The 22,052-nt window shown below is 47.7% G+C and carries 15 protein-coding genes; 11 read left to right on the top strand and 4 right to left on the bottom strand.

Translation table 11 applies throughout. The annotated features are described in order from the left end of the window. Positions 1–31 precede the first annotated feature (31 nt). Both PAHA3_RS26595 and PAHA3_RS26590 read left to right on the top strand, forming a co-directional pair. Positions 32–1,489 (top strand): glycoside hydrolase family 1 protein, encoded by a 1,458-nt coding sequence (locus PAHA3_RS26595; RefSeq protein WP_062837688.1) that lies wholly within the window; start codon positions 32–34, stop codon positions 1,487–1,489. Between the two features lie 6 nt (positions 1,490–1,495). Next, the gene (locus PAHA3_RS26590; RefSeq protein WP_062837687.1) at positions 1,496–2,455 is read left to right on the top strand and encodes a 2-keto-3-deoxygluconate permease; all 960 of its coding nucleotides are present in this window, start codon (positions 1,496–1,498) and stop codon (positions 2,453–2,455) included. A gap of 100 nt (positions 2,456–2,555) precedes the next feature. On the opposite strand, the gene PAHA3_RS26585 is transcribed toward PAHA3_RS26590, so the two are convergent. After that, a complete protein-coding gene (locus PAHA3_RS26585) occupies positions 2,556–3,239 on the bottom strand; it encodes a type 1 glutamine amidotransferase domain-containing protein (RefSeq protein ID WP_062837686.1) in 684 nt (227 codons plus the stop codon). Between the two features lie 321 nt (positions 3,240–3,560). Between PAHA3_RS26585 and PAHA3_RS26580 the strand changes: the two genes are divergently transcribed. Next, positions 3,561–4,085, top strand: a complete 525-nt coding sequence (locus PAHA3_RS26580) for a hypothetical protein (RefSeq protein WP_235599574.1) — start codon at positions 3,561–3,563, stop codon at positions 4,083–4,085. A gap of 136 nt (positions 4,086–4,221) precedes the next feature. On the opposite strand, the gene PAHA3_RS26575 is transcribed toward PAHA3_RS26580, so the two are convergent. Then, on the bottom strand, positions 4,222–7,242 hold the full coding sequence (locus PAHA3_RS26575; RefSeq protein WP_153028321.1) for a DEAD/DEAH box helicase: 3,021 nt from the start codon (positions 7,240–7,242) through the stop codon (positions 4,222–4,224). Positions 7,243–7,247: 5 nt separating this feature from the next. Further along, complete coding sequence (locus tag PAHA3_RS26570) at positions 7,248–9,023, bottom strand: SWIM zinc finger family protein (RefSeq protein WP_062837683.1); 1,776 nt, start codon at positions 9,021–9,023, stop codon at positions 7,248–7,250. A gap of 282 nt (positions 9,024–9,305) precedes the next feature. Here PAHA3_RS26570 and PAHA3_RS26565 point away from each other — a divergent pair, with 282 nt between their 5' ends. Next, positions 9,306–10,124 (top strand): endonuclease/exonuclease/phosphatase family protein, encoded by an 819-nt coding sequence (locus PAHA3_RS26565; RefSeq protein WP_062837682.1) that lies wholly within the window; start codon positions 9,306–9,308, stop codon positions 10,122–10,124. A 161-nt stretch (positions 10,125–10,285) separates the two neighbouring features. Here the strand turns inward: PAHA3_RS26565 and PAHA3_RS26560 are convergent, their stop codons facing one another. Next, a complete protein-coding gene (locus PAHA3_RS26560) occupies positions 10,286–11,113 on the bottom strand; it encodes a methyl-accepting chemotaxis protein (protein ID WP_062837681.1) in 828 nt (275 codons plus the stop codon). Positions 11,114–11,675: 562 nt separating this feature from the next. On the opposite strand from PAHA3_RS26560, the gene PAHA3_RS26555 reads away from it, so the two are divergent. The 7 genes from PAHA3_RS26555 to PAHA3_RS26525 all read left to right on the top strand — a co-directional run bounded on the left by PAHA3_RS26555 (position 11,676) and on the right by PAHA3_RS26525 (position 21,434). After that, on the top strand, positions 11,676–13,922 hold the full coding sequence (locus PAHA3_RS26555) for a glycoside hydrolase family 88/105 protein (protein WP_062837680.1): 2,247 nt from the start codon (positions 11,676–11,678) through the stop codon (positions 13,920–13,922). A 241-nt stretch (positions 13,923–14,163) separates the two neighbouring features. After that, positions 14,164–15,504: an ABC transporter substrate-binding protein gene (locus PAHA3_RS26550; RefSeq protein ID WP_062837679.1), complete on the top strand. Its 1,341-nt coding sequence runs from the start codon at positions 14,164–14,166 to the stop codon at positions 15,502–15,504. 48 nt (positions 15,505–15,552) lie between these two features. Next, on the top strand, positions 15,553–16,503 hold the full coding sequence (locus PAHA3_RS26545) for a carbohydrate ABC transporter permease (protein ID WP_082763022.1): 951 nt from the start codon (positions 15,553–15,555) through the stop codon (positions 16,501–16,503). Then, positions 16,500–17,348, top strand: a complete 849-nt coding sequence (locus PAHA3_RS26540; protein WP_062837678.1) for a carbohydrate ABC transporter permease — start codon at positions 16,500–16,502, stop codon at positions 17,346–17,348. The genes PAHA3_RS26545 and PAHA3_RS26540 overlap by 4 nt, the downstream gene beginning before the upstream one ends. Before the next feature lie 28 nt (positions 17,349–17,376). Beyond that, positions 17,377–19,227, top strand: a complete 1,851-nt coding sequence (locus tag PAHA3_RS26535; RefSeq protein WP_062837677.1) for a cache domain-containing sensor histidine kinase — start codon at positions 17,377–17,379, stop codon at positions 19,225–19,227. Then, positions 19,224–20,834, top strand: a complete 1,611-nt coding sequence (locus tag PAHA3_RS26530; protein ID WP_082763021.1) for a response regulator — start codon at positions 19,224–19,226, stop codon at positions 20,832–20,834. Before PAHA3_RS26535 ends, PAHA3_RS26530 begins: the two co-directional genes overlap by 4 nt. A gap of 54 nt (positions 20,835–20,888) precedes the next feature. Beyond that, positions 20,889–21,434 carry a GNAT family N-acetyltransferase gene (locus tag PAHA3_RS26525; RefSeq protein ID WP_062837675.1) on the top strand — a complete coding sequence of 182 codons (546 nt, stop codon included), beginning with the start codon at positions 20,889–20,891 and terminating at the stop codon, positions 21,432–21,434. Positions 21,435–22,052: the final 618 nt, after the last annotated feature.

The raw sequence follows: 22,052 nt of genomic DNA, 5'->3' as shown, positions 1-22,052 counted from the left end.
AAGAAGACCTTAATAACAGGAGGAAACTAAAATGACGAATTCCAATTTTCCAAAAGATTTTTTATGGGGCGGTGCACTATCTGCCTGTCAGGCGGAAGGTGCTTATAATGTCGACGGCAAGAGTCTGACCATTCCAGAAGTGATGAAGTTTAACGAGAAGAACGACCGCAAAGTGACCAAGCAGATCAGAGTGAATTGGGAGATGATTGAAGAGGCCAGGAATGACCCGGATACCGTGAAATATCCGAAGCGCCGGGGGATCGATTTTTATCATAACTTCCGTGAGGATATCGCCTTGTTTGCCGAGATGGGATTCAAAGTATTTCGTTATTCCATTTCATGGGCGAGAGTATTTCCAGGTGGCGACGATTCCGCTCCGAACGAAAAGGCACTAGAGTTCTATGATCAGGTTATTGATGAATGTCTAAAACAGGGTATGGAGCCCTTAATCACCATCAGCCACTTTGATACGCCAATCGTATTGATGGACAAATTCGGAGGATGGTATAACCGCAAATTAGTCGATCTGTATGTGAACTATTGTGATGTGCTGTTTAATCGCTACAAGGGCAAAGTGAAATACTGGGTGACGTTCAACGAGATCAACATGAGCGTGAAAGCATCGGCCAAGACGCTGGGGATCATTGATTATGATGCTGCCAATTATGAGGAAATGCTGTTCCAAGGGCTGCATCATCAATTTGTAGCTGCGTCCAGAGCAACCAAGATGGCTCATGAGATTGATCCGAATAACCAGATCGGAAGTATGGTGGCTTATTTTACAACGTATCCTTACACTTGCAAGCCAGAGGATGCACTTCAGATGCAGCAGGATGATCAGATGAAAAATCAGTTCTATCTCGATGTGCTCAATAAAGGCGAGTACCCTTACTATAGTAAAACGTATTTCAAAAACAAGGAGATCCAGTTGAACATCGAAGATGGCGATCTGGATAGCATTGGTGCACATACGGCTGATTTCGTGGGGATGTCGTATTACAATTCGATGATTTCCAGCAGTGATACAGAGCAGCTCGAACTGACGGCAGGTAATGTACACAGTGTATACAAAAACCCGCATCTACCCGCTAACGAGTGGGGTTGGCAGATTGATCCGATTGGCCTGCGGTATACTCTTAATCTCGTCTATGATCGTTATCAAAAACCGGTCTTCATTCTGGAGAATAGCTCAGGTTTCTACGATAAACTGAATGAAGATGGAACGATCAACGATCCATACCGGATTGATTTCCTGAGCAAACATATTGAACAGATGGGACTCGCCATTGCAGATGGAGTCGAAGTGTTGGGATACACGATGTGGGGGCCGATCGACATGATCAGTTCAGGTACTTCCGAGATGAGCAAACGTTATGGATTTATCTACGTGGATCAGGACGATTATGGCAATGGTACGCTGAAAAGATATCGTAAGGATTCGTTCTTCTGGTATCAGAATGTGATCCGTACCAACGGAGCAGAACTGTAACAGAGCATGAATATTCTGGGTCGTATCAAAAAAATCCCCGGCGGCTTGCTGATTGCTCCTATGCTAGCCGCCGCGGTGATCAACACGATTTTCCCGTCGTTCTTTCAGATCGGAGATCCAACGACAGCGCTATTCACATCCAAAGGTACCATGGTGCTGATCGGCATGATTTTACTGATATCAGGAACACAGCTTAACTTGTCACAGCTTCTGGTGACTTTGAAGAGAGCAGGGGTGCTCTGTATCTCCCGTATCCTCATCAGCTGCCTGTTCGGCTGGGCGTTTGTACACTTTTTTGGCATAAGTGGGGTCGGGGGAGTTTCTGCGGTAGCCTTCATTGCCGTTCTGACCAGCTGTAATCCGGGATTATATCTGGCCTTGATGAACACATATGGAGATGATGTGGACCGTGCTGCGTTTGGCATTCTGAATCTGATTGCCGTACCGGTTATTCCGGTTATGATATTGAATTCGGCAAGTGGCGTTGGTATCGATTATCTCAGTGTACTTGCTACGCTAGTGCCTTTCTTCATCGGTATACTGCTTGGTAACCTGGATGGCAATATACAGAAGATGTTCGCTCCGGGAACACTGATTCTGCTGCCTTTCCTGGGCACAAGCTTCGGGTCCAATATTGATCTGCGTATTGCATTTCAGTCCAGTTTGTCCGGCTTGCTGGTCACAGTGTTATTTTTACTGATCTGCATGCTACCGCTCATTGGAATCGATCGCGCGATACTAAGGCGGCCCGGTTACGCAGCAGCTGCGACATGTTCGGTTGCTGGATTGTCCATGGTGGTGCCTTCGATGGCTGCCGGGTTTAATCCGGCGTATGCGCCATATGTGGACACAGCTATCGCTCAGATTGCGTTTGCCGTGATCCTGACGTCGGTGACAGTGCCTTATATCGTGAAGCGTTTGGCTGGAGGAACAGCGAGGGAAGCTGTTATACGGGCAAATCAATAAAAAAACAGCATGTGTTCTGTCAGGTCATGACGGATCACATGCTGTTTTAATATGTTCATCTATATGTCTCCGGGGGAGGAGAGGGATCGATCGGTTTATTTTACAGACCCAGCAATTGTTTAACACTTTCAGCTACCGCTTTGCTGGATTGCGGATTCTGTCCTGTGACCACGCGGCCATCTGTTGTGACATAAGAGCTGAAGGCAGCAGCTTTATCGTATTGTGCAGCGCGTTCTCTCAACGCATCTTCCAACAGGAAAGGAACATACTCGGTTTGTTGAGCCAATGTTTCTTCTTCATTCGTGAAGCCGGAAACGGTTTTGTCATTGATCAAAAGCAGGCCGTTGGACAGCTTCACATTCAACAGAGCTGTAACCCCGTGGCACACACCGGATACAACCCCACCTTTTTCATAGATATCACGAGAAAGCTCTTGAAGTTCAGCATTGTCCGGGAAATCCCACATCGTACCGTGACCGCCAGTGAAGTAGATTGCATCGTAGTCACTCGCGTTTACTTCACTAGGTTTCAGCGTATTTTTCAATTGGTTCATGAACGTTTCGTTCTCGAAATAGGCTTTGGTGCTCTCATCCAGAGAATCGCCGAGACTTTTCGGATCAAGAGGTACGTTCCCACCTTTAGGGCTAACCAGATCGATCTGAACATTTTCGTTTTGATCAAACTCTTCAATAAAGTGCGTTGCTTCGCTCAGCCACAAGCCGGTAGGCTCGTCCTTCGTTGCGTATTTATCCACATTTGTTAGAACAACCAATATTTTTTTCATATAAAAAACCTCCCGTAAAGTATATAACCTTCATTTATATTTAATATCACAAAATTAAATTGTGTAAAATCTATTATTGAATATAACATAACCATTTTCTAAAGTAAAATCATGAACGAATTGTTGACCTCCAATTTAACTTTTCATGGGAAGGAGAAAGAACAATGCTATGGCAGGCATATCCCTAAAGACGTACTTTTATGTATTATGCCCAGTTTAATTTACTCAATTTGTAAGCCGAGGTAGGCGTGTGTAAGGGATATCAAAATTATTTCAAATTTGAAGTTAATTTGATTGAACAACTAGTTCTTTTGATTTAGAATGGCGGAAGATACCAACAAAAAACTGGTACATATTACATATGGACTCGGAGGAACAGTCATGAAACGTTCAGGTAAATTTTTCGCTTCATCCGTAGTTGCTGCTGTCGCTGCAGTATCTATCGTCTCTTCAGCTTCAGCGAGCACAGTTTCCGTCTCCAACATCTCTGGCGTAACACCTATCAACTTTAGCAGTATGGATATCGAAATCGCTTTGATGATGGTCCAACAAGAACGTACCAAATTATTGGATGCTCAACTGCAAATGCAAATTCAGGAGGTACAGAAACGTAATCAACAGATTGCGGATTTGAACTCTCAATTGCAGATCGCCCAGCAAAACGGTGATGAAGCAGCTGTTCAAAAGCTGAAAGGCCAAATTGATGCTGCGAGCAATTCCCAACAGATGGACATGCTTCGTCTGCAATCTATGTCCAACAAGCGCAATGAAGCGTTTGATATCATGACGAACTTTGTCAAAAAAATGCAGGATTCAAGATCATCCATCATCGGTAACATGCGTTAAGAACGGATGATTGACTGTAGCAACAAAAAAGAGCGAAGCCGGAATTCAGATTCCGAAACTTCGCTCTTTTTGTATTTCTCATTTATTTGATTTCTCTGAATCCGGGTTTGGCTTGTACTGTAAATCTTCTACCAAGTTAGCCCGACCAGTCACGACGCCGAGTGAACAGATCCTGCAACTCATCCGTCGACAATTCGGTAATCCAGTTCTCGGAGCTTGTGATGATGTTATCGCTGAGCTGCTGTTTGCTCTCCAACATCTCGTCGATCCGCTCCTCCAATGTGCCAAGAGAGATGAACTTATGCACCTGAACATCCTTGGTCTGACCCATCCGGTAAGCCCGGTCGGTAGCTTGATTCTCAACAGCCGGGTTCCACCAGCGGTCAAAATGGAATACATGATTGGCTGCGGTCAGATTCAATCCCACACCGCCAGCCTTGATAGACAGAATGAAGACGGAAGGCTGCTTATCCTCAGGCAATGTACGGGATTGGAATTCCTCAATCATGCGATCCCGTCCCGTCTTGGACGTACCTCCGTGCAGATACAGCACAGGTTCCTGCAACTCCTGACGCAGTACCTGTTGCAGCATCTGACCCATCCCGATGTATTGGGTGAAAATCAGGCATCGCTCGCCCTCGTCCCGCAATTCACGGACAAGCTCCATCAGTCGTTCCAGCTTCGCGGAGCGGCTGATTAGCATCGCCATATCCTGCGGGCTGTACACGTCATAAGCAGATGTCAACGTGCCGTCTTCAGGCAGTTCCTCCGGCAAGGCCTCTTTCGTTAGCAGCAGAGGGTGATCACACAGCTGCTTGAGCTGGGTTAACGCCGATAGAATTGCGCCTTTACGCTTAATGCCTTCCAGTTCTTTCATTTTATCCATCAGGGCCTGCACGGACTGGTCATACAATGCACTTTGCTCGCCCGTAAGATGAATGTAAGTCTTCATCTCGTTTTTGTCCGGCAGATCAAGCTGGATATTCGGATCTTTTTTCTTGCGGCGCAGCATGAACGGTTTCACTAATTGCTGCAAATCCTGCATTCGTTGCTCATCCTTATCCTTCTCTATGGCACTGATAAAGCGAGTCTGGAATGCCCGGGCACTGCCCAAATATCCTGGATTGGTAAAATCATAGATCGACCACAGCTCAGACAACCGATTCTCGATTGGTGTGCCTGTCATGGCAATGCGGTGTTTCGCCGGGAAACTGCGAACAGCCAGGGACTGCTTGGTCTGAGCATTCTTAATATTCTGCGCTTCATCGAGACAGATGCATGACCACGTATACGTCTGCAACATTTCCTGATCTAGTGTAGCCGTAGCAAAGGACGTAATAATGATGTCCACCTGCTCGGTCTGCTCCCGGAATTCTTCTCCACTTAATCGGCGTGCCCCGTAATGCAGACTGACATTAATAGAAGGCGCGAAGCGGCTAATCTCCTTTTGCCAGTTACCCAGTACAGAAGTCGGACAGATCAGAAGTGCCGGAGCTTGTCCCGGCTTACGTGGTTCATGTTCTTTGATGTGCAACAGATACGTGATGAACTGAATGGTTTTCCCGAGACCCATATCATCGGCAAGACATGCCCCAAGCCCGAATCTGCGCAGGAAACCAAGCCATGCAAAACCTTCCTTCTGATACGATCGCAGCTCGGCATGAAGCCCTGTCGGGATGGGCAGAGAAGGCGCACCGCCTTGTCCGCCCCCGAGTTGTGCAATAACCCGATTCAGATGTTCGTTAAGTTCAACTTCCAGCCGAATGTTTTCATTAGCTTGTGGTTGCTCTTCTTCCTCGGTCTGTTGTCCTTCCTTCCATTTCTGGTTGCGATATTCCCGTTGCTCATTATGCAGCAGATGCAGATGCAGAATATCTTGGAATGAGAGTCCCTGTTCCCGATCTACACCGCCCATGGCGCGACGTATCTGCTCCAACAGGTCAGGGTCGAGAGGAACCCATTCTCCGCGGAAGCGAACCAATCGTTCATTACGGGCAACAAGGTCGGCGAATTCATCTTCGCTGAGATCTGTGTCACCAATCGCAATTCGCCAGTCAAAATGAATAATTGAGTCCAGTCCAAAGAACGACTGGCCCCGCTCACTGCCTTCCTCCGGCTGCACCTTAGCACGCAGCTTTGGCTTCTTCTTACGGGCTGCTTCCCACCAACCAGGCAGCAGAACTTGCCAGCCCGCTGCGAGCAACCGCCCGCTATCCTGCGTCAGGAACTGCCAGGCTTCCTGATCTCCCAAAGGGTCACTGAGAACATCCCGTCTGCCGCTAATGGAGCCTCCAAGACGCGGCAGATGTGCACGAAGCTGATCCAGCCATCCGGCGGAGCGATCCAGAATGAACGGTGCCCACACCTCTGGCCATTCCCCTTCAAGCCGGCCCCGTGAATCGAGCATGACGGGCACCAATACAGCGGCATCCAGCTTGTTCTGCAACACTAGTCGCAGCCGCCAAGATGGCTCATCCTCGTCTGGCTCCTGCAATTGCAGCATGGGTCTGAATGGTGCGGCATCCGCTTTCCAGCCAATGGATACGAGCCAGGACTGAGCGTCCATTCCAGCTGTCTTGGGTAGAGTGCCGCGCTCTGGGAACAATTGCGGGAATTCACGCCGCAGATCGGTCGCAGCTTCCTCCGAACTGTACCAGCGCTGGAATACGAAGGCGGAGTAGGCCGCCCCGAGTCCCTCGGCATAGCTCTCGTCCGTCTGCTGAATCGCTTTGGTAAGCGATGCCCGATCCTGCTTTTTCAAACTGTCCGGGTCCCAGGTCCATTGAAGTTGTCCTGCGCGGTAGGCCTCAAAGCTGGGTACGTATTTGCGTTTCTCGATAGATGCTTCGAGTGCCGGAGCCAGTCGAATCAGATGTTCAGCCTGTTCGTCCCATTTCCATTCAATATGAAGCAGAGTATGCATCTCGGCAAAGAAGGGAATCACTTCTTCCGCAGGCAGAACAACCAGCTCAATCTCCTCAATCTGCCGAACTTCCAGTTCGGTACCGTAGAAGGAAGGTGAATGCCAAGCGAATAATCGCTGCTTAAGCGACTGTCCTGATACAAAGTGGTGTGTGTTGAGTGCTCCGTAAAACAATGCATCGCCGTATCCGGTTAAAGCGACGTGAACCTCAATCGTTTCAGTGTAAGGATGAATTAAGCTCATGAGATCAGTTTACCTTTCCGAAGCTCTTCCTGCAGGGCACGCAGCCGACTGTTACGAACGGCGAGTGTGGTGATGAACTGCTCCCAGTGCGCTTCTTGCTTCAACTTTTTATAGATTTTGGAGAGGCGTTTCAGCAGCTTCACCGCTGCTTTGTATCCGTCCCTGTTCTTGTGTCCGATATAACGCTCCACCGCCTGGTGATAGAAGGGAAGCAGCAGTTCAGGTGCATCTTTTTCAATCGGTTGCAGCACGGCTACGCGAAATTCGAGAGGCTCCGTCCCTGTGCTCAGCTGAAAATCAATCCACCTGCGCCACTGACCACGAGAATGCATGGCATCTTCATAAGCAGGGCGGGAGTGGGGAAGCATGCTGACAAGCGTGTCCCACATGCGGTTCTCTGAATCTGGCAGATGTTGAATGGCCGTATCCCACAGATGCATGTAATCATTCAAAGGTGTGTTACGCCGATTCGCCAGTAGAGGACCGAGTTGTACCAACCAATCTCCGAGCCGCTTCCATTCAGCTGAATCAGCGAGCACATGGAGAAAATGCAACAGATGTTCTGGCGGGATGCCATAGGCTGAGCTTCCATGGACGAGTCGTTGCCACGCCTGATCATCTTGCCCCAGATGGAAGTGCATCCAGCTCTGCGCGAGTACCAGCGGCAGGGGCAGTGTCACGGTTTTACTCGGTCTCTCACTACGACTTCCGTTACTTTGAGCACCACCCAAGACACTTTCACCTGACTGGGAAGGTGTCGAAGCGGCGATTATACCGCGCTCTATATCATTTAAGATAGCCTGTTCCGATGATAGCATGTCCGGCGCCCCATGAAGCTCAGGCACAATCCAGTTCAACCACAGTTGTCGATAGATTGGCGTGAAGAACATCATGCTTGCCGTCTCAGACATCATATGTGTACGTAAATAGGCCGAGGTTTCGGCCAGTCTGTTCCAATATTGCTCCAGCTTTTTCCCCTTTAGACCCGACAGGTCTAGCTGATGGTTAAAGATCCGTTCAATGTCTTTCAGAAGTGCATCCACCGCCAGCTGGGCAGGGTAGCTCAAGTACACGGGGGTATGCGTAATTGAGTTACGGGCCGGAGGCACGCAGAATCGGATGAGGTATAGCTGCACATGTAGTTCAAAAAGTTGGTCCATCGCAGCAGACAGCCTTGGCTTAATGGCATATAGCTCGTCCGTTGCTTCCTGCACGTAGGATGTGTTTGCTGTGCCGGTACCTAACCGTCTCAGAGATGAATGAAATAGCTCATGCCATTCCGAGATTTCCAGATCGGCCAGTTCTGTTGCACGCTCCTTGATCTGGCTGTACTGGTTGTCCGGAAAATCCATATCGTGCTGTTCATCGGTATCTGCGTAGCTGGATAGCCCTGCGGACATGGCCCCGACGGGTTTGGTCGTTTGTTTGAGCGCAGTACTGGAGTGCGCATTCACAATCGCATGCACAGGTCGCTCCAGTTGCTCGGCATAACTCATCAATACAGCAGTCATATGTTTGCATAGGGAACTCACCGGACAGGTACAATGACTGGTAGACAGAGATTGCATACTGAGGGTGACCTCATACTCTTCCGATCCTTGTACAACGGCCGAGATCCCTTGTTGTTCGGAATAGGTTAATGGTCCGACACGTTTCTGTTTATAATATTGGAATCCGCGCATGATCGTCAGGTTATTAAAATGCTCCGCAACCTGCCTGATCAACTGTTGCCACTGCGCATCATCCAGTCTCATGTTATTCGGTATGTTCATCATTCCATCTCCTGGGGTAAACATAGGTTCAGTAATCACCACGTCTATGACGTCATGTTGTGAATTTAATGTATCCATCATATCAGTTATGAGCCAATCCGTGCATGGGTTATGAAGAATTTAAAGTTATTTCAGACCACAGGTACCAGGATGAACACGTCGGTTCTGATAGCAGACGGAATGCATGATTGCATCATATTGTGTATGCTTATGGTATGTATTCCTTTCAGGAACGATGCAGGCCGGGGAAACGGCCATATTACAAACAACAGGAGAGAGCATATGAAAATACTTACGTTAAACACACACGCTTGGGCGGAAGAGGATCAACTGAACAAGATCAGTCAGCTGGCTGATTTTATTAATACATATCAATTTGAAGTAATTTCCATGCAAGAGGTTAACCAGTCCATGCAGGAAGCAGCGCTTTCTGAAGAAGAACTGAAGATGTATTATGCCACTGAATCCGATGCTGTGATTAAAAAAGACAACTATGCCTACGTCCTGCTTCAGCAGCTGACCGAGCAATATTACTGGACGTGGATTCCCGCGCATGTCGGGTTCCAAAAATACGACGAAGGACTGGCGATCCTTAGCCGGACGCCGATTACCCAGGCTTTTGGAGAATACGTGTCGCACATGCGGGATTATAACAATTACCGTACACGCAAGATTGTGGGAATCCAGACGGTCGTTGAAGGTGAAGCAACCTGGTTTGTAAATGGGCACTACAACTGGTGGGATGATGCGCAGGAACCGTTCAAGGGACAGTGGGAAATGACGGAGAGCAAGCTTGCCCCCTACATGGACCAGCCGTTATATATAATGGGTGATTTCAATAATGTCGCGGAAGTGCGTGATGAAGGCTATGATTACATGATGAGCAAAGGCTGGAACGACCTGTACACCACAGCATTGCAAAAGGATGACGGAGCAACCGTGGTGAAGGCCATTGCCGGTTGGGCAGACAACAAACGAAATCTGCGGATCGATTATATTTTCTCCAATCGTCCAATCCAGGCCAAGTCTTCCACCGTGGTCTTGAACGGTAAAAACGGGCCGGTCGTGTCCGACCATTTTGGCGTCGCTGTAGAGATATAACAGCCGTACGACTATAAAAGGGATATCACCTCAAATACGAAACAAAGCCTCCGCTAACTTCCTGTTAAGGGAAGTGTAGCCGGAGGCTTTTTTGCATTCAAAAATATTTCCTATGTACATGTGATATGGTTTGTTCTTCTTGTTGCTACGGAACTGGACTACTATTCGAGTGCCAGCATCTGATGTACAAACTTTTTCAGATTCGCACTTGTCTCGCTAAGCTGTTCGATACTTTCCATGAACTCGGTAACGAGCTTGGCTTGATCTACCGTTGCGGTTGTAATCTGACCGATCTCTTGCTCCATATGTTTCATGGAATCCTGTACACTGCCGAGAGATGATTCAATATCAGCTGCTGCTTGTTTGGTATGATCCGACAGTTTGCGTACCTCACTGGCAACCACACCGAATCCGGCTCCCTGATCGCCCACACGAGCCGCCTCTATCATGGCGTTGAGTCCCAGCAGATTAGTTTGTTCAGATACTTCACGAATGACGTTTGTTACTTTAGATACACTGACCGAGTTCTCTGAAGCTTTTTTGGAGTTGCGCAGAATCTCTTCCGAGGTCGCTGAGAGTTCTTCAGAATGTGCTGCAATCTGCTGAATGCCACCAACCAGAGCATTAATGGTTGTTTCATTTTCACGAATCAGATTTTCGAGGGTCATATGGCTATCCAGTGCGTAGTTCACGCCCAATATACCTACGACCTGATCGTTTTCCTTAATGGGAATAAGGATGGCGTCGAAGGGTCTGCCTTGCAGATCACCAGGCATACGTGCCACGGTACGGGAATCCTTGTTGGTGAGCATTTTGAAGTTTTTATAATCATCATGCAGCTCATCCCCAACCTTCACGCCAATCTCCAGACTTTTTGCTTCGGAAAAATACAATACTTTCTCATGATCATTAATGGATATGGATATGTCGTCGCGGAACATTTGGCTAACAAAAGGCATAGCATTTACCAGAGATTCAAGAGTATTCAATGTGCATCTTTCCTTCCCGATACAAAAAGTGGAATTTTTCAATCTATATAAGTTGAACTAAAGATATATTCACACGTACACTCCGATGACAGAATAACCTTCCAATCGCTGTTATCCCCAGATTTTTTTGATTCCCTTTTCTCAAGGGAAAAATCCGGTGATAAAGGCGAACGCTTCGCTTTTTCAGTTTTTTCTGTCCTCTACGTTTCTGTGCAAATGATTAGTTCAACATATATAGTTTCTATATCGGTAACATTTTCCGTTTTTTTGAATTAATGTCCCATTGAAGGTGTAATTGGCGAAGGAAAAACCAAATCTTCTGATTTTTTGTAAGCGTAAACAAAATTCTATAGCCACCACAGAGCATGTCAGTTATACTGGGATTATTATTCGGCTGTTCTGAAGATAACCAAGGGACATATCTATTTCCCAGTAAGGGGATTATTCACCTGGGTTAAGCGCTATACTTAAGTGTTATGTATCCGTTTTTTACTCCAGTGTGGATGGTATGAATGCATTGATATAAGATTTTATTTCAACGTGAGAAGGATGTGTGCCGTCGATGACGACCTATTTCAGTGAACCGCAGAGCATGTATTACCGATTTGGAGAAGATCAGGATCAGGTGCTGAAGGTGCTGGCCGAGAGGTATATCGGGGCCAATGCGCAGGCTGATTTTGTATATCGGGTATTCCAAAAGTCTGGTATTTTGCAAAATGAAAAAGGGCTTTATGATCTGAATTTAGGTAAACGCTTTCCTAATACACCCAAAGACCATATGTCCTATGCAGCTGCACTGGTCTGGGGGGATGAGGACCGAAATCTGGATGTGCTGATCCGCTGTTATGGACCTGTTCGCTTCTATTTCAATGAGCAGTTGATCTACCGCTCTACGGTAATGGATGAGATTAGTCCTGATGCAACGGTGAAGCTCAGCATCGACATCAAGCCCGGCTGGAACACCATATGGCTGGAAATGAAAAATACGCCTGCCGGCTTCGGCTGCCAGTTTGGGTCAGATGAAGGAAAAGTGCGTATTTTGAATGTATTTGCTCCATTCCAGGAGAGACAGGGGCAAGCGGGATGGGTGTTCTCCCAACCGAACCCAGCCACAAGTAAGCAACCAGACCTGCTTGGAAAAGAATCAGACTACAGCTTGAACTGGCTACCTGAGACAGGCTGGTCTGATGAAGATAAAACCAAGCCAGCTTTCGAGCGAATATTCGGAAATCTTTCTGGTAAGCATGCTTATGCTTGGACCCATCTGAACAATACCGATTCAACCGGGAATGCGGTGCGATTGTCAGGTCAATCCTCCGGTTCTCTGAGTATATGGATTAGCGGAAAACCTGTGGCGCAAGTGAAGGAAGCGGGTCCGTTCGAGGTGGATGTACCAGCCACTTTTGGACGAAGTGACCTGCTTGTCCGAAGTGAATGCATTGATACGGCGGCGGGACCGTGGCATTTTAATTTGAAGGCATCCGTTTCGGGTAAGCTGCTTTCACTGGAACTTCCTCAGCGTGTGCACGGTGCTAATGGAGAGTCTTGGTTATATGTTGGACCTTTTGAATCGGAGGTTGAACCGGACTTGGCGGATCTGACTCGAACGGACCGAGTGTACCAAACGGGTCTAGACCAGACGTATTGGCGCTTAGATCGACCAGATACTTGGATCAGACCTTATTATGAAAATGCCATGTTAAGCAACAAATGGACCGTGGGCAGTGTGACCAATTATGGTCGCTGGGATTATCCATTGGGTGTCACTGTATATGGTCTGCTACGGACAGGACGTTATTTGCAGAGATCAGACATTACACGTTATGCGGCTGAACATGTGCAGGCTTGTACCCAGATGTATGATTACTCCCTATGGGATCGGGAGCAGTATGGTTTCCCGGCAGTCAATCAACAATTGGTCATGCTGAAAATGCTGGATAACTGCGGTTCTTTTGGTTCAGCCATGCTGGAAGCGTATTCAGAATGTCATGAACCGACGTTTCTTCCGATTGCTGAACGGATTGCGGATTTCATGCTTTCTCGCCTGGAGCGGCAGGAGGATGGTGCATTTTATCGCACATGTGTAGGGGAGTATGCCGAGAATACCATGTGGGCAGATGACCTCTATATGAGCACGCCGTTTCTCGTTCGTTATGCCCGGGTGACCGGAAACTCATCCGCACTGGATGAAGCCGCCAGACAATTTTCCCTGTATCGGAAGTATCTGTTTATGCCTGAGTTCAAGATCATGTCCCATGTGTATGATTTCAAATACGGACAGGCAACGCAAATTCCATGGGGGCGTGGGAACGGCTGGACACTGTTTTCTTTGACAGAAGTATTGGAAGCTTTGCCAGTAGAGCATCCCGAGCGCCCAGCTTTAATTGAGTTCTTCAACGAGCTGTGTGAAGGTTACGCGGCACTTCAAGAGGAAAGTGGGTTGTGGCATCAGGTGTTGAATGATCCGCAGACGTATGAAGAAGCCTCCTGCACGGCGATGTTTGCCTATGGTTTTGCGAGAGGTGTACGCTTTGGCTGGTTCAAAGACCCTGAAGTTTACGTCACAGCTGCCCAGCGGGCATGGAAGGGACTCATCTGCAAAGCGATTGATCGTCAAGGGAATGTGCATGGCGTGTGTAGCGGATCGAGATATGCGTTTACGGCAGAGTATTACGATCAGGACTTGCGTACTGTCACCAATGACAATCATGGAATTGGCATTATGATGCTGGCAGGAACTGAGGTAGCCAAAATGAAGGAACATCTGGCTGAGCACAGGGTGTCATCACCTGCCGGCTCACTGTCCTAACAGACTTAACCATACCAACCGGTTAACTTCTGCTCCACGTACTACATTTCTATCCCCGTAATCATATCTGATACGGGAACATCACCGCCGGGAATGTCATTCCCGGTGGTTTTTGATTCCGATAACTCCTTACTTTTTTGACAGGAAAGCTTACTTTTGTTTATGTCATGTGCAGCAATGGACCGATACAATAGGTTTTGTAAGCGATTCCATAAATGCAAGAAGGGGAGGAAATTCATTTATGATGATCACGAAAAAGTGGGTAACCCTGTTCTGCCTGTCCCTGTTATTGTTCGCTACAGCCTGTTCTGGAGGGGCCGCCGATACACCCGCTTCTTCTGGTGAAGCAAGTGAAGGTGGAGGAGACTCTTCAGGTAAGATTGAACTACGCATGACCTGGTGGGGATCACAGACTAGACATGATCTGACGACCAAAGTCATCCAATTGTTTGAAGAGAAACATCCGGGAATCACCATTAAGCCTGAATACTCCGGTTGGGACGGTTATTTTGACAAGTTGACTACACAGGTAGCTGGTTCAAATGCACCGGATATCATCCAGATGGATTACGCCTTTCTGACTGACTTTGCCCGGCGTGGTGCCTTGCTTGACCTGACCCCGTTTGCAGAGAGTAAAGACCTGCGGACAGAGGATCATGATCAAAGTATGATTACAGCCGGTTCGATTGACGATAAATTATATGCGATTACCCTCGGAGTTAACGCACCAGGTGTCATCTATGATGCCACCGTATTTCAGGAATTAGGTATCGAAGAACCGCAAGAAAGCTGGACATGGAAGGATTTTGGGGATATTGCGACGAAGATCGCCGCAGCCAAAGGTGAGGGATTCTATGGATCTGCAGACATTTCCGGTACAACCAACATGTTCGAGGTGTTTATCCGGCAATCCGGGAAAGGATTGTTCGACGGAGGCACGATGACTGCTACCAGCGAGGAGCTTCAACAATGGTTCGATATGTGGGGTGCACTCCGAGAGAATGGTGGAGTGACCACAGCGGAGATCACGGCATCCACAACGAATGCGCTGGAGACACGCCCAATCTCACTGGGTACAGCTGCCATGGATTTTGCATGGTCTAATCAATTGCTGACTTTCCAGCAGGTGAACAAAAACCAGGATCATAAGCTTGGCATCCAAGTGCTTCCGCATGGTGTTAACGAGCAGCAAATTGGCGAATACCTGAAGCCAGGCCAGTTCCTCTCTGGTTATGGTAAAACCAAACATCCGAAGGAAGTTGCCATGTTCATTGATTTCATGGTCAATGACCCAGAAGCAACCGCTATTCTTGGTTCCGAACGTGGGGTGCCAGTTAATTCAAGCATTCGTGAGCAGATGCAGCCAACGCTGCCGGAAGCGGAGCAAACCATTTTCCAATTTATCGACACCGTATCGAAGCATTCCAGTGAGATTGATCCACCATACCCGCAAGGATTTGCTGAAGTGGACACGAGTTTTAAGAGTGCAAGCGAGCAGATTGCCTTCGGTCAAGGCAGTACGCCAGATGTCATTGCCCAGTTTATTGAAGGAGCCAAGGCTACGCTTGCATCGAGTCAATAAACCATTGAAACCATTTCAGACTTCTAATCCTGCGGGGAGGTTGCGAAAATGACGACATCTCAGGTCAGTCAAGCCCGAATCGAGCGTGTAGCTACCCGGCGGGTCAAACGGAGATATGCGCATAATGGAGCCGCTCTTTTGTTTCTCGCCCCATGGCTTGTCGGATTGTTATTTCTCACCTTAGGTCCAATGTTGGTATCGTTATACATCTCGTTCACCGATTACAGTATCCTGGCCGCCCCTTCCTGGGTCGGTCTGGATAACTACACCACCATGTTTACATCCGATAAACTGTTCACCAAATCACTCCAGGTAACGTTCACATATGTCGCTGTATCCGTACCGGTCAAACTGATCTTCGCGCTACTTGTAGCGATGTTGCTCAACAAGGGGATTCGAGGGCTCGGTATTTACCGGACAGTGTATTACATCCCGACATTGCTTGGAGGTAGCGTGGCGATTGCAATGTTGTGGCGTAAAATGCTGGGTGGGGACGGGCTGCTCAATAGTGTGCTTGCCATGGTAGGTATTAAAGCTCCCGATTGGGTAGCGAATCCGAAGTATGCCCTGTACTCCATCGTGCTGTTATCCGTGTGGCAGTTTGGATCATCGATGATTATTTTCCTCGCAGGCCTGAAGCAGATTCCACCCGAGTATGATGAAGCCTCAGCGGTAGATGGTGCAGGTCCTCTGCGGAGATTCTTCTATATAACGTTGCCGATTCTGTCACCCGTTATCTTCTTTAATCTCGTCATGCAACTGATTACGTCTTTTCAATCATTCACACAGGCTTTCGTCATCAGTAACGGTAGCGGCGGGCCAGTGAACTCAACCTTAATGTACTCTCTGTATCTGTACAAAAAAGGATTCTCCTTCTTTCAGATGGGCTATGCTTCCGCGATGGCCTGGGTGCTGGTGATCCTGATTGGCGTATTTACATTGCTCGTATTCCGCAGCAGCAAGCTGTGGGTGCACTATGAGGATGGTGGAAAATCATGATTGGACAACGGAACTCCGCAGCATGGGTCGTCGGCAAACATGTGCTGATCTCAGGCATCGCCTTTGTCATGCTCTATCCAATTCTCTGGATGCTCGGCAGCTCGTTCAAACCGGGACATATGATCTTTACAGAGACCTGGTTCTGGCCGCAGGAATGGAATTGGCAAAATTATATGAATGGTTGGTCGGGAATTCAGGGTAATCCGTTCTCCCGGTTCCTTAGCAATTCTGTCATCCTGTCGCTTGGCGCCGTACTGGGCAATGTGATCTCCTGCTCTATGGCGGCTTATGCCTTCGCCCGACTGAATTTTCGTTTCAAAGCCATCTGCTTCGGTCTGATGCTCATGACGATCATGCTGCCACATCATGTGACGCTGATCCCGCAGTATATTCTTTTCAACCACTTGGAGTGGGTGAATACGTATCTGCCGCTGGTGGTGCCGAAATGGCTGGCTACTGACGCATTCTTCATTTTTCTCATGGTACAGTTCTTCCGAGGGTTGCCCAAAGAACTGGATGAAGCGGCCACTATTGATGGATGCGGTCCTGTGAAAATATACACCAAAATCATCATTCCACTGGCTTTTCCAGCATTAGTCACTACGATGATCTTTACGTTCTTGTGGACATGGGACGACTTCTTCAGTCAGTTGATCTACCTGAGTGACGTGAGCAAATATACAGTGCCGTTAGGTCTACGCCTGTTCCTTGATTCCAGCTCTCAATCCGATTGGGGTCCGATGTTTGCGATGTCGGTGTTGTCGCTAGTGCCATGTTTTATTGTATTTATCGTGTGTCAAAAGTACTTCGTGGAAGGAATCGCAACCTCTGGACTCAAAGGGTAATTCCAAGACGAAACGAGTTGATTTTCGCATGCGGAAAGGAAGATGGTCTTCATATATTAATCAAAAGCTGCAACAAAGCAAGCTCTCCACATTGATGGTGACTTGCTTTATTGCGTTTAACCTGTTGCTCGTCTCGGTGATCGTCTGGCTGGCATATCAGTCCTTCTCAGCGGTCACCTTTGCCGAGATTAGCAAAGCACGCCTGGCTCTTCTGAACGAGAGCACACGCCGGGGATTTGATTTCATCACAGGGGTAACCGGAACAGCTTATGCTTTGGCGAGCAATCGGGAGCTGTCCAGTCTGCTTGAGACAATGGAGACCGGAAGACTTTCGCAGATTCATCAACGGCGGGAAGTATCCCGCATATTGGATCATACTCTGGTCGTCAGTGAAGGCATTACTTCTATAGAGTTGTACACGGATGCATTTAACGGTGTAGCTGTTACCATGCCTGATCGCATCTTCCCGGTAGATACGATATCCGGCGATTCCTGGTTTGATGCACTGGAGCAGGCAGATGCGGCATGGGTACCTTTACGCGAGAATGAATCGGGTCAATCCCTAATTGGTTATGCCCAGCGAATCTTTGACAGCCGAGGTGAGACGGTAGCCTACGTGCTTATTCGGCTGAGCCGCGCAGACATCGTACGCAGGTTTTCGGATATGCCCATGGTATTGGAAGGCAAGGTGCTGCTGGTGGATACGGCTGGCAATGTCGTCATGCAAATGGGTGAAACTGATTCCGTTGAGGGACCTAAGTGGTCTGATGACCCCGCTACAAGTGGGGGAGATGGAGATTCTTCTTCTATTATAGATAGTGTATGGATTCAGCAACACGTCCAGCGTGGAGAAGACGGATTCGAAGTGGTTTCCGGTAAACCCGGTGGCGCTCAGCTTGTGCTGTACTCCAGACCAGCGATGCTTCAGTGGCGTCTGGTGCAGACTATTCCGGTTCATATGCTGTTATCCCCGGTCAGACACGCAGGGTGGCAGATTCTTGGCATTGCAGTACTGGGGTTGTTATGCTCGGCATTACTCGCATTTCTGTTCGTGCGGCGGATTATTCGTCCGCTACGCCAACTGATCAAGCGAATGAGACAATTGGAGAAAGGGGATTTTGATACTCGGGTACAACTGTCATTCACAGAGGAATATGCCCATTTGGCGTATGGATTCAATCACATGGCTTCACAGCTCACGACGCTGATGGAACAGGTGAAGGATGAGAGCCGTGCTAAGCGGGAAGCCCAGACGGGCTTGCTTGAGGCTCAGATCAAACCCCATTTTCTATACAACACCCTCGACATGATCCACTGGCGCGCGCTCGATTACGAAGCCAAGGATATCAGTCGTATGATTGTACAGCTCAGTAAGCTGTTACGGATCGGACTGAGTGGGGGGAGATTATTTATTCGGGTACGGGATGAGTTGGAGCATGCGCGTTGTTACGTCAGCATTCAGTCAGAGCGTCTACCTTTCTCTATTCAATATCTGGAGCAGATCGATCCGCGTATTCGTGGCTGTTATATTCCCAAGATTATCTTACAGCCCTTTATTGAAAATGCCGTTATGCACGGACATCCGGAAGAAGGCATACTTCGAATTCAGGTGCATATGCATGAGGCGGAAAGCTCTCAACCAGATATCGTCATTCGTATCACGGATAATGGGCAAGGCTTGCCAGAGGGTTGGAAACTCGAAGCGACGTGTGGCATCGGTGTACGGAATGTTCATCAGCGAATTCAGCTCTATTGCGGGAAGCGATATGGCGTTCAACTGAGGGATGGAGAGTCGGGTGGCGTGGAAGTGACGATTACACTCCCTCGTATTGAGACCGATGAGCAATTAAATCTGTGGCTGGACGGTGAAAAAGGATGAAGACCATCATGCTTGTAGATGACGATCCGCATATTGTAAAGGCACTAACGGAACATATTGACTGGCCTTCCCTGGGCCTCAGCATTGTAGGCACTGCTTCGAATGGCCTGGATGCGCTTGATCTTTTTCACCGCATGCATCCCGATCTTGTTATGACTGACGTTTATCTCCCAGGGATGACCGGGCTTGAGATTACCCAGACGTTGCGGCGTGATCATCCCCATCTGCCGATCATCATCCTTAGTGGATATGACGAATTCGAGAACGCCCGAGCAGCCATGCGCTGGGGTGTGAATCACTTTTTGCTGAAGCCTGCGGAGGTGGAGGAGATTGAGTCTGTGCTGCGGGAGGTGTTACTGGAACAAGATGTGCGAGAGCGGCATGAGCGGCTAGAGCGGACGTACAAGCAGGAGGTCGGACGGGTACTTCCGTATTTGCGCAAACAATTTCTACACGAACTGCTGACTACGCGATATCGGCCGGAGGAGCTCCTTAAAGAACGCATGGACTATATAGGCATTCATATGTCCTCACAAGCACGCGCCATTAGTCTGCAGCTGAATCGCCCCGTATTTTTGACACGGATGAAAGAACGGGATTGGCAGCTTCTCCGCTATGGGGCGGCTGATATTATCCAAGAGACGGTGAAGGAGCATGCGGCGCGCATGAATGATCTGGTAGAGATTGTTGATTATTCGGATCAGGTCTTTGTGTTGCTTCTATTAGGAGATACAGAGGATAAGGATCAGCTGGAGGATATCCTGCCACTCGTGGAAAGGATGATGGATCAGATCTTTACTTATTTGAAAATCGAAGTAAGTGCTGGAATAGGAAGATCCAAAAGTCACCCATGTGAGGTGATAGATTCTTATCTGGAGAGCAGGGAAGCGGTGGAGACAGCAGAGTTCCAAGGTGGAAGTCGTATCTACCACTATGAAGCGTCAGAGAATACAGAAGCAAGTGTGACCGATTATTCATTATTACTTCGTCAATGGAGTGAGGCTTGGACGGATATCAGACCTGATCTGGCTGAAGAGGTATGGCATCATATTCGCCTTTTGCTGAAAGAGGGCAACTGTGTTGGAATACAGGGTGTACAGGTGGTGGTTGTCAGTTTGTTTGACACGTTGATTCATAGCTGGAACCGACTTCACCCTATGTTACCCCCGCCGCTGGCGATGAGTGATTTTCTGCGTGAAATTCAATCGAAATATGCCTTGCATGATCTGGTAAGCTGGATGGATCGTATTATCTGCAACTGGCTGGAACAGATACGCAAAGAGATGGGCGAGAAGAAAAGCAATAAACTGATAGAGCAGGTGAAACAGTATGTGGAGCTGCATTACGCCGAAGAGATCAGTTTTGAAGCGATTGCCAAGGGGCTATTCGTGCATCCGAAGTATCTGAGTCAACTGTTCAAAAGGGTGACGGGGGAGAATTTCGTGAGTTATTTGAACGGGTACCGAATCCAAAGAGCGTTGGAACTGTTGCAGTCAGGACATTACATGGTATATGAGGTAAGTGAGATGACGGGATTCCGTAATGCCACGTATTTCAGCCAGGTGTTCAAGATGCTTACGGGCAAGAGTCCGTCTGAGGTGGGGTAGAGCGGTAGAGAGTATGGAATATTTAATTAAAGTGGAATAGGTGGAATGGTTCTTATGATTATCGAACAACAGGAATATTACGTTAAAGGAGTATCTTACTCGATTAGATCGGCAGAGGAAAAGGATGCTGAGGCTCTGTCTTCACTTCGTGTACAACTGGACGGAGAAACCGAGAACATGGATCGTGATGAGGGCGAGGCGTATATCGACCCAGCCAGTTTCAGGCGTATCATCCATGTGGACACCGAGAAGTTGCGGAATCTATTCCTCGTTGCTGTAGTAGCGGGCGAGATTGTGGGATACTCCCGATGTGAAGGTACAGAGTTGAAGCGCTTTTGCCATAAGGTTGAGTTCGGCGTGTGTGTAGCCAGAGAGTTCTGGGGACGTGGGATTGGCATGAACTTGTTGGAGCAGTCGATGGAATGGGCAGACCAGACTGGTGTAGAGAAGATGATGTTGAATGTACTGGCATCAAACGAAAAGGCAATCAAGTTATATCAAAAGAGTGGCTTCGGGATTGAAGGCGTTTTGAAAAGGGATCGTAGACATGCGGATGGACAGTATTACGACACGATAGTGATGGGCAGGTTCAAAGCGTAACAAGTAAAGAAGTGAGGACCATAACTTATCAAGCTCACAGAAGAGTGAGTTCATTACTATATTCGACATCTATATAATAGATAGCATTGTTCTATTTGATATTGTGTTTCTTATTATATAGAAGGTAATGATGTTGATCGGTTCTGTTCGTAATCTATATAGAGGCAGAATAGACTGGCGAGTGTATGTAGGGTATAGTAAGAGGATATTGCCATCGAAAAGAATAGTTTGAAAAGAGATTATATCAAGTAAACGAGAAATTCATTGATGGAATATTTTACAAGTAGTAATTATGCTGTGCATATGGTATATTCTATTTCCGGCCAAAAAAACACGAAAAACATAGTGCCGCAAGCAAAATAAATAAGCTTCGAAAGAAACTTAAAAAAAGAGCTTGCAAAGTTGGTTCGGAAGTGTTATGATATAAAAGTTGCTGAGGAGAACGACATTCGGTAACGAAACAAGTTTGATCTTTGAAAACTGAACAACGAGTGAGTAAACATTCTGCTTGCAGAATGAACGCGAAAGTTAGAAACAAGCCTTGGCTTGAATCGGCTGGAGCACAAATGAGATTTTTAATCTCGTCAGATTCAAAATGAGCTTATCGCTCTTTTCAAT

The sequence above is a fragment of the Paenibacillus amylolyticus genome (assembly GCF_001570725.1).
Lineage (GTDB): Bacteria > Bacillota > Bacilli > Paenibacillales > Paenibacillaceae > Paenibacillus > Paenibacillus amylolyticus_A.
Note: the sequence above shows the minus strand (reverse complement) of the source record. Positions and strands in the feature narration are given on the sequence as shown.

Bases quoted from the DNA above. Each gene is read 5' to 3' on its own strand.
- PAHA3_RS26595 (WP_062837688.1), top strand. From the start codon at position 32: ATGACGAATTCCAATTTTCCAAAAGATTTTTTATGGGGCGGTGCACTA.
- PAHA3_RS26590 (WP_062837687.1), top strand. From the start codon at position 1,496: ATGAATATTCTGGGTCGTATCAAAAAAATCCCCGGCGGCTTGCTGATT.
- PAHA3_RS26585 (WP_062837686.1), bottom strand. From the start codon at position 3,239: ATGAAAAAAATATTGGTTGTTCTAACAAATGTGGATAAATACGCAACG.
- PAHA3_RS26580 (WP_235599574.1), top strand. From the start codon at position 3,561: ATGGCGGAAGATACCAACAAAAAACTGGTACATATTACATATGGACTC.
- PAHA3_RS26570 (WP_062837683.1), bottom strand. From the start codon at position 9,023: ATGAACATACCGAATAACATGAGACTGGATGATGCGCAGTGGCAACAG.
- PAHA3_RS26565 (WP_062837682.1), top strand. From the start codon at position 9,306: ATGAAAATACTTACGTTAAACACACACGCTTGGGCGGAAGAGGATCAA.
- PAHA3_RS26555 (WP_062837680.1), top strand. From the start codon at position 11,676: ATGACGACCTATTTCAGTGAACCGCAGAGCATGTATTACCGATTTGGA.
- PAHA3_RS26550 (WP_062837679.1), top strand. From the start codon at position 14,164: ATGATGATCACGAAAAAGTGGGTAACCCTGTTCTGCCTGTCCCTGTTA.
- PAHA3_RS26545 (WP_082763022.1), top strand. From the start codon at position 15,553: ATGACGACATCTCAGGTCAGTCAAGCCCGAATCGAGCGTGTAGCTACC.
- PAHA3_RS26540 (WP_062837678.1), top strand. From the start codon at position 16,500: ATGATTGGACAACGGAACTCCGCAGCATGGGTCGTCGGCAAACATGTG.
- PAHA3_RS26535 (WP_062837677.1), top strand. From the start codon at position 17,377: ATGCGGAAAGGAAGATGGTCTTCATATATTAATCAAAAGCTGCAACAA.
- PAHA3_RS26530 (WP_082763021.1), top strand. From the start codon at position 19,224: ATGAAGACCATCATGCTTGTAGATGACGATCCGCATATTGTAAAGGCA.
- PAHA3_RS26525 (WP_062837675.1), top strand. From the start codon at position 20,889: ATGATTATCGAACAACAGGAATATTACGTTAAAGGAGTATCTTACTCG.